The 14,794-nt window shown below is 41.9% G+C and carries 13 protein-coding genes; 11 read left to right on the top strand and 2 right to left on the bottom strand.

Annotation, left to right across the window (positions count from 1 at the left end; genetic code table 11):
- Positions 1-824 precede the first annotated feature (824 nt).
- The 4 genes from LC653_RS40360 to LC653_RS40345 all read left to right on the top strand — a co-directional run bounded on the left by LC653_RS40360 (position 825) and on the right by LC653_RS40345 (position 2,176).
- A complete protein-coding gene (locus tag LC653_RS40360; RefSeq protein WP_229500932.1) occupies positions 825-1,217 on the top strand; it encodes a hypothetical protein in 393 nt (130 codons plus the stop codon).
- 39 nt (positions 1,218-1,256) lie between these two features.
- Positions 1,257-1,403 carry a hypothetical protein gene (locus tag LC653_RS40355; protein ID WP_229500931.1) on the top strand — a complete coding sequence of 49 codons (147 nt, stop codon included), beginning with the start codon at positions 1,257-1,259 and terminating at the stop codon, positions 1,401-1,403.
- A gap of 46 nt (positions 1,404-1,449) precedes the next feature.
- Positions 1,450-1,692 carry a hypothetical protein gene (locus LC653_RS40350; RefSeq protein ID WP_229500930.1) on the top strand — a complete coding sequence of 81 codons (243 nt, stop codon included), beginning with the start codon at positions 1,450-1,452 and terminating at the stop codon, positions 1,690-1,692.
- Positions 1,693-1,804: 112 nt separating this feature from the next.
- Positions 1,805-2,176 (top strand): DUF2237 family protein, encoded by a 372-nt coding sequence (locus LC653_RS40345; RefSeq protein ID WP_229500929.1) that lies wholly within the window; start codon positions 1,805-1,807, stop codon positions 2,174-2,176.
- Between the two features lie 109 nt (positions 2,177-2,285).
- On the opposite strand, the gene LC653_RS40340 is transcribed toward LC653_RS40345, so the two are convergent.
- The gene (locus LC653_RS40340; RefSeq protein WP_229500928.1) at positions 2,286-4,331 is read right to left on the bottom strand and encodes a hybrid sensor histidine kinase/response regulator; all 2,046 of its coding nucleotides are present in this window, start codon (positions 4,329-4,331) and stop codon (positions 2,286-2,288) included.
- Positions 4,332-4,347: 16 nt separating this feature from the next.
- Positions 4,348-4,908 (bottom strand): chemotaxis protein CheB, encoded by a 561-nt coding sequence (locus LC653_RS40335; protein WP_229500934.1) that lies wholly within the window; start codon positions 4,906-4,908, stop codon positions 4,348-4,350.
- 704 nt (positions 4,909-5,612) lie between these two features.
- On the opposite strand from LC653_RS40335, the gene LC653_RS40330 reads away from it, so the two are divergent.
- From LC653_RS40330 to LC653_RS40300, 7 genes are all read left to right on the top strand, one after another.
- Entirely contained in the window at positions 5,613-6,113 is a 501-nt protein-coding gene (locus tag LC653_RS40330; protein ID WP_229500927.1) for a DUF2231 domain-containing protein, read from the top strand.
- Positions 6,110-6,727: a DUF2231 domain-containing protein gene (locus LC653_RS40325; RefSeq protein WP_229500926.1), complete on the top strand. Its 618-nt coding sequence runs from the start codon at positions 6,110-6,112 to the stop codon at positions 6,725-6,727. Before LC653_RS40330 ends, LC653_RS40325 begins: the two co-directional genes overlap by 4 nt.
- Positions 6,728-6,878: 151 nt before the next feature.
- Positions 6,879-7,805, top strand: a complete 927-nt coding sequence (locus LC653_RS40320) for a cytochrome c oxidase subunit II (RefSeq protein WP_229500933.1) — start codon at positions 6,879-6,881, stop codon at positions 7,803-7,805.
- Positions 7,806-7,818: 13 nt separating this feature from the next.
- Complete coding sequence (gene ctaD, locus LC653_RS40315) at positions 7,819-9,480, top strand: cytochrome c oxidase subunit I (RefSeq protein ID WP_229500925.1); 1,662 nt, start codon at positions 7,819-7,821, stop codon at positions 9,478-9,480.
- A gap of 98 nt (positions 9,481-9,578) precedes the next feature.
- On the top strand, positions 9,579-10,181 hold the full coding sequence (locus LC653_RS40310) for a cytochrome c oxidase subunit 3 (RefSeq protein ID WP_229500924.1): 603 nt from the start codon (positions 9,579-9,581) through the stop codon (positions 10,179-10,181).
- Between the two features lie 670 nt (positions 10,182-10,851).
- A complete protein-coding gene (locus LC653_RS40305) occupies positions 10,852-12,816 on the top strand; it encodes a galactose oxidase early set domain-containing protein (RefSeq protein WP_229500923.1) in 1,965 nt (654 codons plus the stop codon).
- A 300-nt stretch (positions 12,817-13,116) separates the two neighbouring features.
- Positions 13,117-14,535, top strand: coding sequence for a Dyp-type peroxidase (locus tag LC653_RS40300; RefSeq protein WP_229500922.1), 1,419 nt, complete (start codon positions 13,117-13,119; stop codon positions 14,533-14,535).
- Positions 14,536-14,794: the final 259 nt, after the last annotated feature.

Below are 14,794 nucleotides of genomic sequence, written 5' to 3'. Positions count from 1 at the left end.
TGTCATGGTTTTATAAGTGCGGTTAGTTGTTTTATAATCAGGCTCGTTTGTCTTTGCCTGTGAATCTACTTTACAATGCTTTACAATTTTTAATCAAGTTTTATTACTTCAGTAAAGCTGATATAACTTATTAGCTTTACTTATTTAAGGGTAAGCAACGAGGTTAGGATACGCCGAAGCTCTCTTTTGTAGACATCACAATATATATATCAGGACTTACGCACACTCTACGAATTCTTGGCGTTCTTGGCGTCTTGGCGGTTCGATAAATTAAGCTTTTTGACAATTTTTGCGTAAGTCCTGTATATATAGAAATTCTGATTCTATTGCCTACTGGACTGGGAATAATAGCTTTGTAGATTACCGCTATTCCAAAAAAAATTAACCCTCGGCTTACCACTGGGGGCTTTTTTTGTTTGGCAAAATGGCATATCTCTAAATTAGACGGTTGCTATGGTATTTAAGTAGGATACATTCCATGCGAAAAGTACTGACTTGCATTACCCCTGGCTAACTACCAGGGGTTTTTATTGATTCCCTCAAACTTGAAAATGGCGATTTCTCATCAACCCCTCGCCTGCCGTAGGTGATCGCATTTTTAGGGGTAAAAGTTATTTAGGCTTTTTAGCAAAAATTTACTGTCAAAAGTAACTAAGAATTAATATGCCAGAGTTTTGTAAACTTTTTTCCACGTATCAACTTGCTTCCTTTCCGTACCCTTGACGTAGACAATTACTCAGTAAGATATAGAACTACTATTTGAGTTTTTCAAAAATAAAATACGAGTCCTATAATAGGTTAAGTGTACAAATTTTAACAATAATATGTGTGAAAACTTAAAACAACAACTGGACAATCTATCAAAAGAAGATTTAGAGGAAATATTATCTCCGTTAAATTCATTAATAACGCGACTAGTTGGTGAAATAAAGATATACACAGATTTAAATTGTAAAAATGAAAACGGAGAAAATACCCTAGTTCAAAACAAACAAAATTATGACCACTGCATACAAAATACCCTAATTGACCTTAAAAAAAGCTGGAAATTAAGAATGCAAATATTATATAACATAACAAATTTTTTCTATGCGAAACAAATAACTTTAATAGACAAAGCTTACAAAGAAGCAACTAATATAAACGATTTATATGAAAAATTGACTTTATTAATAAAGCAACTAAAGGATAAAGAGAAGTTAAAGAATTCTATATAATTGACAAGGAAACGTAAATGGGCTGATGTTGATTGTAAAATGTCTATTGAGCAATGGCAGCGCTTGCAAGTACTAAGAATTGACACTTGTATTTTCTCCGGCAAGCTTACCCTAGATGAGTATTTACCTTGGTATAAACCTGTTACCAACTCTCCAAAGTGCGATCGCACTTCTACACTCAACTAATAACGAGTTATTAAAGATAATTTGGGAAGAAAGCAGCAGGTGAAATATGAAAAAATTCTGCCAGTTCTTCGCTGAATTTTTTAACCTTGCTTTTTCTCCTCTGTGTCGCGCCAGTTGCTTCAAGTCTCTTAACCGCAAGGGCGCACTGGCTTCTCTGTGTCTCTGCGGTTCGTTCCTTTCTAAATTTGGCGCATCTTTATACAGAATTGGTATTATTACCAGGTTTAGTAAGTGCAATGGCGTACCCGGCGTAGGCGATCGCACTTCTACCACTCAAAGCAATGTATGAGTAGTGATTGTAGAATTCCCTGCTTAATAAGGGATAGCGATTTTTATTCAAGTAGGGAAGTGTCAATATAGGCTTATATCAAAGCCAAAAAATCAAGTACAACGAATTAACAATGACAGAAGCTAAAAACGTAATCGGTGGAAACCTAGAAGCCTGCTGCACTTCTCCCATAACTGGGTTTTACCGCGACGGTTTTTGTCGCACAGGTGGTGAGGATTTAGGCTCGCACGTCGTATGTGCCGAAGTGACATCAGAATTCCTGGAGTTCACCAAATCCCACGGGAACGATCTAAGCACACCTGTTCCTGATTCTAATTTCCCTGGACTGAAGCCTGGCGATCGCTGGTGTTTATGTGCTTCTCGCTGGCAAGAAGCTCTCGATGCTGGCGTTGCTCCACCGGTCATCCTTTCTGCAACCCATGCTAGAGCTTTGGAAATGGTTTCCCTAGACGAATTGAAAAAACATGCCTTAACTTCGTCTTGATTTGAAATTGGGCATTGAAAAGAGGCAGAGGGGCGGGGGGCTGCTCTTGCTGAGGGGAAAATTCTTCTCCCTGCTCCCTGCTCCCTGCTCCCCACTCCCCAATTCCAAATCAACCCACTGGAACTTCTACAGGTAGCTTTAATACATTGACAACCATAGCAATCAATTTAGTGGGGTCTATTGGCTTAGATAAATGCTGCTGAAACCCTGCTCTTAGCGCTTCTAAGCGGTCTTCCTCTCGCGTGTAGGCTGTTAAAGCGATCGCCGGGATACATCCACCTTTTTCTGGTTCTAAAGAGCGCAGTTTCCGAATCAGCGTATAACCATCTTGCTCTGACATGCCAATGTCGCTAATCAAAATATCTGGTTTTGCTTGTTCAAGTGTTGCTAGGGCTTCATCAACTGATCCTACGGCAGTGGCGATCGCCCCATACTCCTCAAACATAAAACTGAGAAAGTTACGGGTATCTGCTTCATCATCTACAACTAAAACTCTTAGTCCAGCAAGGGGGGTTGATGCCACAGGGGAGGAAATTTCTCCTGTGGCTTCTCTACTCGCCCTGCTACCCCTATTGTCTTGTAGCAGTGGCAATTTCACAGTAAAGGTTGCTCCTTGTCCAGTGCCTAAACTTTGGGCAAATATTGTACCCTTGTGCAGTTCCACTAGATGACGAACGATCGCTAGTCCTAGTCCTAATCCATTGTGCGATCGCGTTGTGGTGCTGTCTGCTTGCCGGAAACGCTCAAATACTTTGGGCAAAAACTCGGAACTGATGCCAATCCCTGTATCGATAACTTGAATTTGGGCGTATTTGTGAGTTGTTTCTTGTTCTTCACCACAGACTACTGACAGATTCACATCTACTCTGCCACCTTTAGGGGTAAACTTAATGGCATTAGTTAGTAGGTTCCAGACAACTTGCTGTAAACGGGCTGGATCGCCATAAACTGACCCGACCGAAGTATCCAGAACAGTATTTAACTTAATATCTTTTGGTTCTGCTAGGGGACGCACTGCCTCTAAGGCTGCCTCCGTTACCGCGATCAGATTCACCGCAGATACATTTAACCGCAACTGACCACGGATAATTCGGGATACATCTAAAATATCCTCAATTAGTTGCATCTGAGATATTGCGTTGCGTTCAATCGCCTCTAGGGCGCGGGAAGTGGCTTTTTCGTCAAGTTTCTTAGAGCGGAGGATTTTTGACCAGCCCAGCATTGAGGTTAAGGGTGTGCGGAGTTCGTGGGAGAGAACAGCGAGAAACTCATCTTTCATCCGATTTGCTGCTTCTGCTTCGGCTCTTGCCGTCTGTTCTCGAATCACTTGAGCGCGGACTTCTTCTGCTTGTTTGCGTTCAGTAATATCTTCGAGAGTGCCTACATATCCCAGCAATTCTCCTTGACCGGAAAGCATGGGTGATGAGCGAACTTGAACCCAACGGACGATACCATGAGTAGTTTGAAAGCGAAACTCTTCAGAGTAATCACGACCTTCACGAATGTAGTCAGACCAACTGGCGATTGCTCGTTCTCTATCTTCTGGATGAACAGATTCTAGCCATCTTTTTTCTAAACTCTCTGCCGCTCTCAAGCCACAAATTATCTGATAGCGAGGATTAGTATACCTACAGCCGCCTTCAGTATCAATTTCAAAAATGCCAACGGGTGAACAGGTACTCAGCGATCGCAATCGTTCTTCACTTTGCCTGAGTTCCGCATTGACAGCTACTAGCTGCGCTGCTTGTTGCTTCACAGCTTCTGTTTTCTTAAATAGTTCTACGAATACTGTGACTTTAGAAGTCAAAATATTAGGGTCTAATGGTTTGAGCAAATAATCAACTGCACCCAAGGCATAGCCTTTAAACAGCATTTGGTCGCTAGTGCTAAAGGCGGTGAGAAAGATTATTGGAGTGTGACGCGATCGCCCCCGATTGCGAATCAAGGTTGCAGTTTCAAAGCCATCCATCCCTGGCATTTGCACATCCAGCAAAATCACTGCAAAGTCCTGATGTAGCAGACACCTCAAAGCTTCTTCCCCAGAAGTAGCTCTTACCAGATTCTCTCCCAGTTTTTCCAGGATTGCTTCTAGTGCTAGCAAATTTTCTAGTTTATCATCCACTAGGAGGATGTTTACTTTGGGTTCCATCTGCATGGGTTTATTTCCGTAATTAATGACAAAGCTTGACCATTTGGGAAGCAATGTTTGAGAGTGTCAAAATCCAGTCTACTGCAACAGCAGAAATTGCTGCTTCTGGCATAACATCGCTCTGGGCTGTGGCAGGTTCTTGTACGATAGTAAGTCCTCCCCGCGCTTTTATTTTCTTAAGACCTTGCATACCATCTTGGTTTGCTCCTGTCAATATTACACCAATAACTTGCTGGGTGTAGACATCGGCTGCTGACTCAAATAGCACATCGATAGATGGTCTGGCATAAGAAACAGGCTCATCAGTCGAGAGGGCAAAGTGACCTGGTTCAACCAATAAGTGATAATCTGCTGGAGCTATGTAGATATGTCCTGGTAGTATTTCGTCTTTGTCTTCCACTTCTCGAATCGGCAACGAAGTATATTCTTGTAATAACTCCTGGAGTGTGTTGTTAGACTCCTTGTGACGGTGTTGCACGATCGCGATCGGCACTAGAAAGTCTGCTGGTAAATTACCCAAGAGAATTTTTAAGGCTGATAATCCGCCCAAAGAAGTACCAATGACCACAATTTCAAATGCCACTTGTTTTGTCCTCACACCTGTTAGTGTGACTTGATGGCTCATCAAATCCTTTCAGCATTCTCCAGTTCCACCACGGCTACTAACTTACCTTGACTTACTTTTATACCCACTAATCAAAATTATATATTTTTGTCATTTACATTACAATTAAATATTTTACCATTGTGAAATACTTTACATAAAAAATATGATATTTATGGTTTTTTTGAATTTTCTTTAATGCCAGAATCGATACATTATAGAAATATATTTTTGCTAACTAACTAACTTTTAAAAGTTTAATTATTATTGTTTTGACAATTCATAAAAATTTACTTAAGCTAAAAGGTAGGTTAAGCAAATCAACAAACGACAGCGATTTGGTTTAGCTACATCAAAAATTGCTGTTGCAGACTATTGGCATGAGGAAATTAAGCGCAACAAAAGTCGTTCCCTAAAGGCAAATTTACTAAATTTGTCTACAAAAAGCTAAGACATGATTAAAGGTATTGCACCGCGCACATATTGAACAGATTGCGGTCAATTATGGATAGATACTTGTAGTGATGTTAGCGAGTATCCATCAATCATTGAAGTTTGACTAGCGATTTTGGATTAAGGTCTTTTGGTTTATATCTCGTCAGGGACGGAATAAATCTAAAATCCAAAATTGGCAATCCAAAATTGATTGACCACAGTGCGGTAGATATGTCCAGGAGAATACAATGCTTGAGTATTTTACATCATTGAACGACCACAATTTGCCCTATCCAGATACGATTCATCCCATCGTTGTCCACTTCGTAATTGCGATGGTGTTGTTTTCCTTTTTCTGCGATGTGATTGGCTATTTTACTGGTAAAACCAGTCTTTTTGAGGTGAGTTGGTGGAACATGTTAGTTGCCACAATCGCCATCTTCGTTGCGATCATTTTTGGTCAGTTTGAAGCGGGTTTAGCACAACCTTATAGCCTAGCTAAATCGGTGCTGAATTTACATACGCTAATTGGTTGGTCGCTTTCGGGAATCATCACAGCAATTACAGCTTGGCGCTATGTAATTCGTGCCCGCAACCCGCAAAAAGTACCAATTTATTATTTGGGAGCCGGGTTAATTTTAACCCTAATAGTTGGCTTGCAAGTATATCTCGGAGATGAACTTGTTTGGGTGTATGGATTGCATACAGTGCCAGTTGTGGAAGCAGTAAAGGATGGTCTGTTGCGATGAACTCAGAATTAATTGATCAATTGAGCGGCTCTCTAGGCGCAAACGGATTACCTTACACAATTCCCATTCATCCAAACTTAGTCCATCTGACAATAGGTTTGTTCATCATTGGGATGACCTTTGATATTGTCGGTGTTCTGTTCCCCTTTGAAAAATGGGTCTTCAAATTTTTGGCAATTACTGTGGAACGTGACAACTTATTTGATGTTGGCTGGTACAACATGCTAGCTGCCAGCATCATCACATTTTTCACAGTGGCAGCAGGCTTTTACGAAATGCTGTTGGCAACACCACCAGCTGATATGAAGAGTGCCTGGGGATTGCAGGCAATGGAAACTATGCTTTGGCATGGTGTAGGTGGTGTGTTGTTATTAGCGCTGATTGTTGGCATGACCATCTGGAGAGGATGGCAGCGCTTCGTTTGGGGCAAACAAGAATATAAACAGACAGATAGAGAAGTGCAATGGATCTATCTGTTTGCAGGCATAGCAATCATGTTGATTATGTACGTCCACGGAACACTAGGGGCGCAAATGGCTACCGAGTTTGGCATACACAATACAGCAGATAATTTGCTGCGATCGCACCAAGACCTCAACACAACACTCAAGTAAGTCATTTGTCAATTGTCCTTTGTCCTACCCTGCGGGAAGCCGCTAGCGCGTCTATGTCATTTGTTTAAAGTTACTAACCATCGACCAATGACCACTGACCAATGACCAATGACTAATGACCAATGACCAATGACCAATGACTAATGTGACCATGAAAATCCAGAAGATTTTAAATATTTTGACGCTGCTGACAGGCGCGATCGCAGTGACTGTTACTAGTCTCTGGATCGGGAAGCAGGCTTACTCCTGGCTTCCCCCCCAAGCAGCAGCCGAATCCCTACTAATTGATGATTTGATTAGCTTCTTAGTAACCCTCGGTGCTTTCATCTTCTTGGGAGTAACAAGTACTTTGATGTATTCTGTGATCTTCCATCGGGCAGTCAAAGATGACTTCACCGACGGCCCCCCAATTCATGGCAATATCACCTTAGAAGTTGTCTGGACGGCAATCCCAATTCTTTTGGTGTTTTGGATTGCGGGCTACAGCTTCCAAGTTTACGAACAAATGGGGATTCAAGGCCCATCGGAATTAGTTCACTTGCATAATCCGCTAGCAATGCAATCGGCTCATGCAGAACCAAATGATGTATCAGCTAACGCCTTAACTGAACCTGTAGAAAAAATCGACGTACTAGCTAAACAGTGGGCGTGGGTTTTTCATTACCCCGAAAAAGATATTACCAGTATCGAATTGCATTTACCAAGCGATCGCCGGGTACGTTTAGCGCTGAAATCACAAGACGTTCTCCACGGCTTTTATATACCTGCATTTCGCCTCAAGCAGGATATTATTCCCAACCATGCGATCGACTTTGAATTTACTCCCATCCGTCCCGGCAAATACCGATTGACCGATTCCCAATATAGCGGTACATACTTTGCGACGATGCAGGCGAATGTGGTTGTCGAATCTCCTGAAGATTATCAACAGTGGCTAGCACAAACTGCAACCCAAAAGCCATCCCTAGCAAAAAATCAAGCGGCTTCTGAGTATGCCCAAACATCCAATCAATCAGTCCAAACTGGTTGGGTTACAGTTCCACCTGCTGCACCTCTTCTAGTCAATTCACCTGGTTGAAAGGAAAGTAACCATGACTAATGTTCCTATTGAAGGTATTCTTCTCCCTGATGAGAAGCATAACCACGAATCTCCAAGTAATTGGAAAGAATACTTCAGCTTTAGTACTGACCACAAGGTAATTGGTATCCAGTATCTCGTTACCTCCTTCTTCTTCTTTCTCGTTGGCGGTATCTTTGCAATGGTGATGCGGGGAGAACTGATGACACCCGAATCAGATTTAGTAGATCGCACCGTCTACAACGGTATGTTCACCATGCACGGCACTATAATGCTGTTTTTGTGGACATTTCCCTCACTGGTTGGTTTTGCCAACTATTTAGTACCCCTGATGATTGGGGCGCGAGATATGGCATTTCCCCGCCTCAACGCCGTCGCCTTTTGGATGGTGCCAGTAGTCGGAATTATCATGATGGGTAGCTTCTTTGTCCCTGGTGGCCCAGCCCAAGCCGGTTGGTGGTCTTACCCGCCAGTCAGTCTTCAGAATCCCACAGGTAACTTGATTAATGGTCAAGTTCTCTGGCTCTTAGCGGTGGCAATATCCGGCGTATCCTCAATTATGGGGGCAGTGAACTTTGTCACCACAATTGTGAAGATGCGGGCCCCAGGAATGGGCTTCTTTCGGATGCCCTTGTTTGTCTGGGGAGTGTTTAGCGCCCAGATTATCCAACTATTCGGATTACCTGCGCTGACAGCAGGCGCAGTGATGCTGCTACTCGACCTCACAGTTGGCACGAGCTTCTTTGACCCCAGCAGGGGCGGGAATCCAGTTATGTTCCAGCATTACTTCTGGTTCTACTCCCACCCCGCCGTTTACGTGATTATTTTGCCCGTCTTTGCGATTTTCTCAGAAATCTTCCCAGTTTATTCACGTAAACCTCTATTTGGTTACAAAGTAGTCGCTATTTCATCCATTTTGATTGCAGGAGTGAGCGGCATTGTTTGGGTACACCACATGTACGTCAGTGGTACATCAGGCTGGATGCGGTTGATTTTCATGCTGACGACAATGTGCGTGTCTGTACCCACAGGAATTAAAGTATTTGCCTGGGTAGCAACTATTTGGGGCGGTAAACTGCGGCTCAATACACCAATGCTGTTTGCTCTGGGCGGATTAATCATGTTTGTCTTCGCCGGAATCACAGGCATCATGCTTTCCTCCGTGCCGGTTGATGTCCACGTTAACAATACCTACTTTGTAGTGGGACACTTCCACTACGTCCTCTACGGCACAGTGACGATGGGCTTATTTGCGGCAATCTATCACTGGTTCCCCAAAATGACTGGGCGGATGTACTCCGAAAGCTGGGGTAAAATCCACTTCTGGTTAGCCTTCATCGGCACCAACCTCAACTTTTTGCCCATGCATCCATTAGGATTGCAAGGAATGCTACGCCGAGTCGCTTCCTACGCCCCAGAGTATCAATTCTGGAATGTCATCGCTAGCCTCGGCGGATTTCTCTTAGGAATGTCCACCTTACCCTTCATATTCAACATGGTAATTTCTTGGATGCAAGGCGAGAAAGCACCTAATAATCCTTGGCGGGCAATTGGACTAGAGTGGATGGTTTCTTCACCCCCCCCAGTAGAAAACTTTGAAGAAATCCCCATCATCATCTCCGAACCCTACGGCTACGGCAAATCAGAACCCTTAACAGCCAACCTCCCAGAATAAACGCAAACTATCGGGAAGACGCAAAAACCCTCCGCGTACCTCTGCGCTTCCCTTTGCTACCTAAAGCGTTTCAAATTCCCCCTCAAACTAAAAGCAAAATGGACAGTTATATCAATTCCCATGAATTGCATCACACAGCCGCAGAACATACCCACGACGAAGAAGGCAACAAGATGTTTGGCTTCATTGTCTTCCTACTATCTGAAAGCGTCATTTTCTTAAGTTTTTTCGCCGGATATGCCATCTACAAAACAACAACTCCTAACTGGCTACCAGCTGGTGTTTCCGGGCTAGAAGTAAAAGAACCGACAATCAACACAGTAATTCTTGTCGCCAGTAGCTTTGTAATTTACTTAGCAGAACGCGCCCTTCAACGCCATGACTTAGTGAAATTTCGCCTGTTTCTCTTGACAACAATGGCGATGGGAACTTACTTTTTGGTTGGGCAAGCGATTGAATGGAACAGCCTCGCTTTTGGCTTCACCACAGGGGTATTTGGTGGGACGTTTTACCTGCTAACAGGTTTCCACGGTTTGCACGTTTTCACCGGCATTCTGTTGCAGTTGATTATTTTGGTACGTTCTTTCATACCTGGCAACTACGACACAGGCCACTTCGGCGTCAACGCGACTTCGTTGTTCTGGCACTTCGTCGATGTGATCTGGATTATTTTGTTTGTCCTTATCTATGTTTGGCAGTAAACATTAGACTTCTTGCGAAAATACAGTCTAAAGATATTTAGAATCACAGATGCACACAGATCATTGATGGGTGTTCATCTGTGGTTTCATGATCATAAAGCGACATCCACTTCTCTACCAGACACTTAGATAATACGGGACTTGCTTCACCCTAAAAGTCCGATTTTGTAACACTTCTAGCAATAGATTACATCTTATTTTACAGTTTGTCATATTAATTATTAAAATTTTTCGCCTTTCCGCAATATTACTTAAATATGCTTGCTTGATCAATCAAATAGCTGTAAATTGAAATTGTTCTAAACTCATTGAATTTAAACAATTATACGTATATTAAAATGTTTTTTTTAGTATACGTATAACATTGTTAAGCTTTTGAGTCGCTTGCAAAGCGAAGTCGGATTGCAGCTATTACGAGCTTTTAGAAAAGTAGCAGCTATCTAGGATTGAAATAAAAACTAATAGCAGATATGGCTAAAAGTAATACATAGCAAGCATGACTATTTGGTTGAACAACATAGATGTTTTGCAAGAGTCAAATTTCGAGGTTGAAATAAATAGCAACTTATAAGTCAAATTGATTACCCAAATAGGGGGAATAGCAACATAACCCTTTATCTAAAGCCAGGTTTTTACAACAATGTTTCGTGACTTTTTAGAAAATAAATTCGTGAATAAAAGACTAGCATTTCTAGTAATTCTGCTGTTTTTGGTAGGATTACTAATCAATCCAGGGTTAGCCAGAGCGGATGCAGCCTATTCATCTGTAAAGCAATCAGAAATAATTGATCCGACAAGTAAAACAAAAGGTAAATGGGATATAGTTCCCAGACCTGTAAACCAAAAAGATTGGATGCAAGGTGTTCATACAGCACTTTTGCCTAATGGCAAAATACTAATTGTCAATGGCAGTAGTAATCGTAACACTTTGAATCAAGAAAACAAATTTGTAGATGGAGTCAACGGAAGTGATGAGCAAGTAGTCAATAATTCAGCCTTGTTCGATCCTAAAGATGGTACATTTAAACGCATTGCTTCGCCTCCTGCTATCCAAAATGGACAAAGCAACGATCCTTTTTGTTCAGGACACATACACCTAGCAAATGGGAATATTCTCTTTATTAGTGGCTCTAATCGCTACTACCCAGGTGAATTATTTGAAGGCTCTAAACAGACCAACGTATTCGACTGGAAAACTGAAACCTGGTCAACAGTTGGCCCACTTAAAGAGGGACGTTGGTATCCTAGCCCTGTAACTTTAGCTGATGGGAAAATTGTTATTTTCTCTGGTCTAAAATATGGCAAACCTGGTCAGATTACTCCAACTATTGAAATCTACGATCCCACAACTAAGAAATTTCAATATATTGATCTGACCTATGTAAAAAATAGTCCCTTCAATACCAAAATTTCCCCAGAAGCAGATACTTACGACAACATCGATGTTTATCCCCGTGTCTTTCCTACTGCTGATGGCAAGTTACTAATTACAGGTGATGGTGCCGGTAAATTTCCTCTTGAGGTTCACAAGAGCAAAAAGAGCTATTTGATGACTGTTAACACAAGTAATCCAGAAAAATTTAGCGTCAGCTTTGAACCAGGCCCCGACAGACAGGCGATATCAAAGGTTTACGGAACTGGGCTGCTTGATCCTAATAACGAAGGAGATGTTTTACTTATTGGGGGTATATTAGGCACCAATGACATTAACTTTGGTAGACCTTATCTAGGCAAGACCAACACTGATTTAGAAGCAAAGGGAGTAAAGATTGCTTCCAGCTTAGAACGTTGGGTTACCCCACAACATACCGATAAGCCGACTGGGGAATGGAAAATCGTTGAGAAGTTTCTCGATAAACCTCGGGCGATGAATTTGGCTGTAATTCTGCCCACCAAAGAAATCTTAACCATCAATGGTGGAGAATTTGCAGAATACAAGCCGGTCTATGAGCCATTACTGATGACTCAAGATAAGTTTTCTCCAGGGGGTTATAAAACTACTCCGATGAATCCTGGCAAGTTCCCCAGGTTGTATCATAATGGCGCTCTTTTGTTACCAGATGCTCGTGTTTTAAGTATTGGTGGCAATGCTAGTCGTGGAGCTAGACAAGAAGATGGAACAGTTCGGGTTGATGTGCTGCCAGATCCCAAAGAGTATTACAAAATACCACAATTGAAAGACAAATCAGGGAATGTTCAAGAGTTCTCTCTGGCTCATTATTACGAAAATCCTCAAGATTACTTCGTAGAAAACGACCCAGAACCCTTTGTGCCTGCTGAAATTTGGCAAGCAGAGATATTCAGTCCACCTTATCTGTTTAAAGATGGCCCTCGTCCAGAAATCACAAATGATTTGCAAACACTTAAATATGGTGAATCAAGGGAAATCTCAGTTAAAGATGGTACTGCTGATGGGTCTGTTGTTCTAATTAAGTTGGGTACTGTTACTCACTCTTTCGATTATGGGCAACGGCTAGCAGATTTGCAGATAGAAAAAGTTTCAGATGATAAATCTTCTATCAGCTTTAAAGCACCGACAAACGCCAACTTTTACCCACCTGGGTACTACATGATGTTCTACGTCAATAACAACGGTTTTCCTTCTCACGCCAAGATAGTGAACCTAGAAGCGTAAGTACATCACTTGTAAGAATTCAGGAGCGGAGCCGAAGACGCTCCGCCTCCGGTCAGAATTCAGGAGCGGAGCCGGAGACGCTCCGCCTCCGGTCAGAATAGTTAAAGAATCAGAAGAATACTTCTTACATAAATTTACCGATCATACTGCATTCCTTTTAAATTCTGACTTCTGACTCCTGTTAGCGGATAGCTAAGGTTTAGCCCGTGCTGAATTCTTACCATTACTTTTCAAATCTACTGTTGCTGTTATTTAATACGGCAACAGTGTCATCCAAATATTAAACAGAACCTTACAGTAATGGCACTCACAGAAGAAGATTTGCAAATAGTCCCAAAAGATGGTATTGACCCTACAAAACCTGGTAAATACGAGACTCTCCTTAGTGATTTACAGGGCAATATTCTTAAAGGGCATGGACGAGACTATGCTGTGCATCTATTTTTGCAATTTAAGCCTGGTCAAACTGATGCACTCAAGGAATGGATTCAAAATTTTGCTAATCGGGTGACATCTGCCCAGAAGCAGTCAAACGAAGCTGAACGGTACAGAAGAGAGAAAATCAAAGGCGATCCATTTGTGAATTTCTTGTTATCGCGTAAGGGTTATGAGTCTTTGGGATTTGAACCATACCAAATACCTGGCAATGAACCTTTTCGCTTTGGCATGAAAAATGATAGTGTCAAAAATCTGTTGCGCGATCCAGCTGTTGAAGACTGGGAGCCAGGATTCCAAGATGAAATTCATGCCTTATTGCTGATAGCAGATGATAATTTAGTAGAATTACTGCAAACAGTTAACCAGATTACGCGAGAACTGTATCGGTTAGCGCAAATTGTTCACAGAGAAGATGGTTTTGTCCTGAGAAATGAATTCAAACAACCTATTGAACACTTTGGCTTTGTTGATGGTGTCAGTCAACCTCTGTTTTTGAAGCAAGATGTTAGAAAAGCCTACCTACGTGACGGCTTTGAAGAATGGGATGCTCGTGCTCCTTTGAGTATCATTTTGGCTAAAGATCCCAACGGTAAATTAGACGATAGCTATGGCAGTTATTTAGTTTACCGCAAACTTGAACAAGACGTCGAAGGCTTTCTTAGTGCTGAACAATTCCTAACAGAGAAGCTAGGCATAGATAAAGAATTAGCTGGAGCGCTAATGATGGGTCGTTTTCGGGATGGAACGCCTTTGACACTCTCGGAGATTCCGGCAACAGTAACTAATGATTTCAATTATGACTTAGATAGGACGGGAACTAAGTGCCCGTTCCACGCTCACATCCGTAAATCTAATCCTAGAGGAGATACAGGACATGTGGAATCTTCTGGTGTAACTGAATCACAATCTTTAGATACAGAGAGAAATCATCGCATTGCTCGTCGTGGGATCAATTTTGGGGCATGTGACCACACTCAAGCAAAGAGTACAGGTTCAGGTTTGTTGTTCTTGTGCTTTCAAGCTGATATTACTAATCAGTTCAATTTTATCCAAGCGTCCTGGTCTAATATCAATAACTTTGTTCAGGTGAATGTCGGCCCCGATCCAATTATTGCTCAAACTCCACCTGATGCTGAGAGAAACCAAAAATGGCCGAAAAAATGGGGGGAAGCAGAAACAATTGACGGATTCAACTTTCCAAGTTGGGTACACCTGAAGGGTGGTGAATACTTCTTTTCTCCTAGCATTAGTTTTCTCAAGAATCTGACTTCAATCGAATAAGGCAGTAATTCTGATTATTTGGTATTGAGTTAATTTAGGCCGCTCTGGTGATAGGGCGGCTTAATAATTTCGTGAAATAGGAAAGTTCTGTGATATAGCAACCGTCTAGCCCATTAGGACATAGACTATAAGTACTGGAGTTTAGACTAAAAGCGATATGAGAGAACGCAAATCAAATGGAATTAGAGATTAAAAATATTATCTTGTCAGCCTCAAAGCATCCGCGACCTTTAACAATTCTGTAGTATATCTGCTCCAG

It is taken from the genome of Nostoc mirabile CHAB5784, assembly GCF_020829645.1.
Lineage (GTDB): Bacteria > Cyanobacteriota > Cyanobacteriia > Cyanobacteriales > Nostocaceae > Nostoc > Nostoc mirabile.
This window is presented reverse-complemented; position numbering and strand designations above follow the sequence as displayed.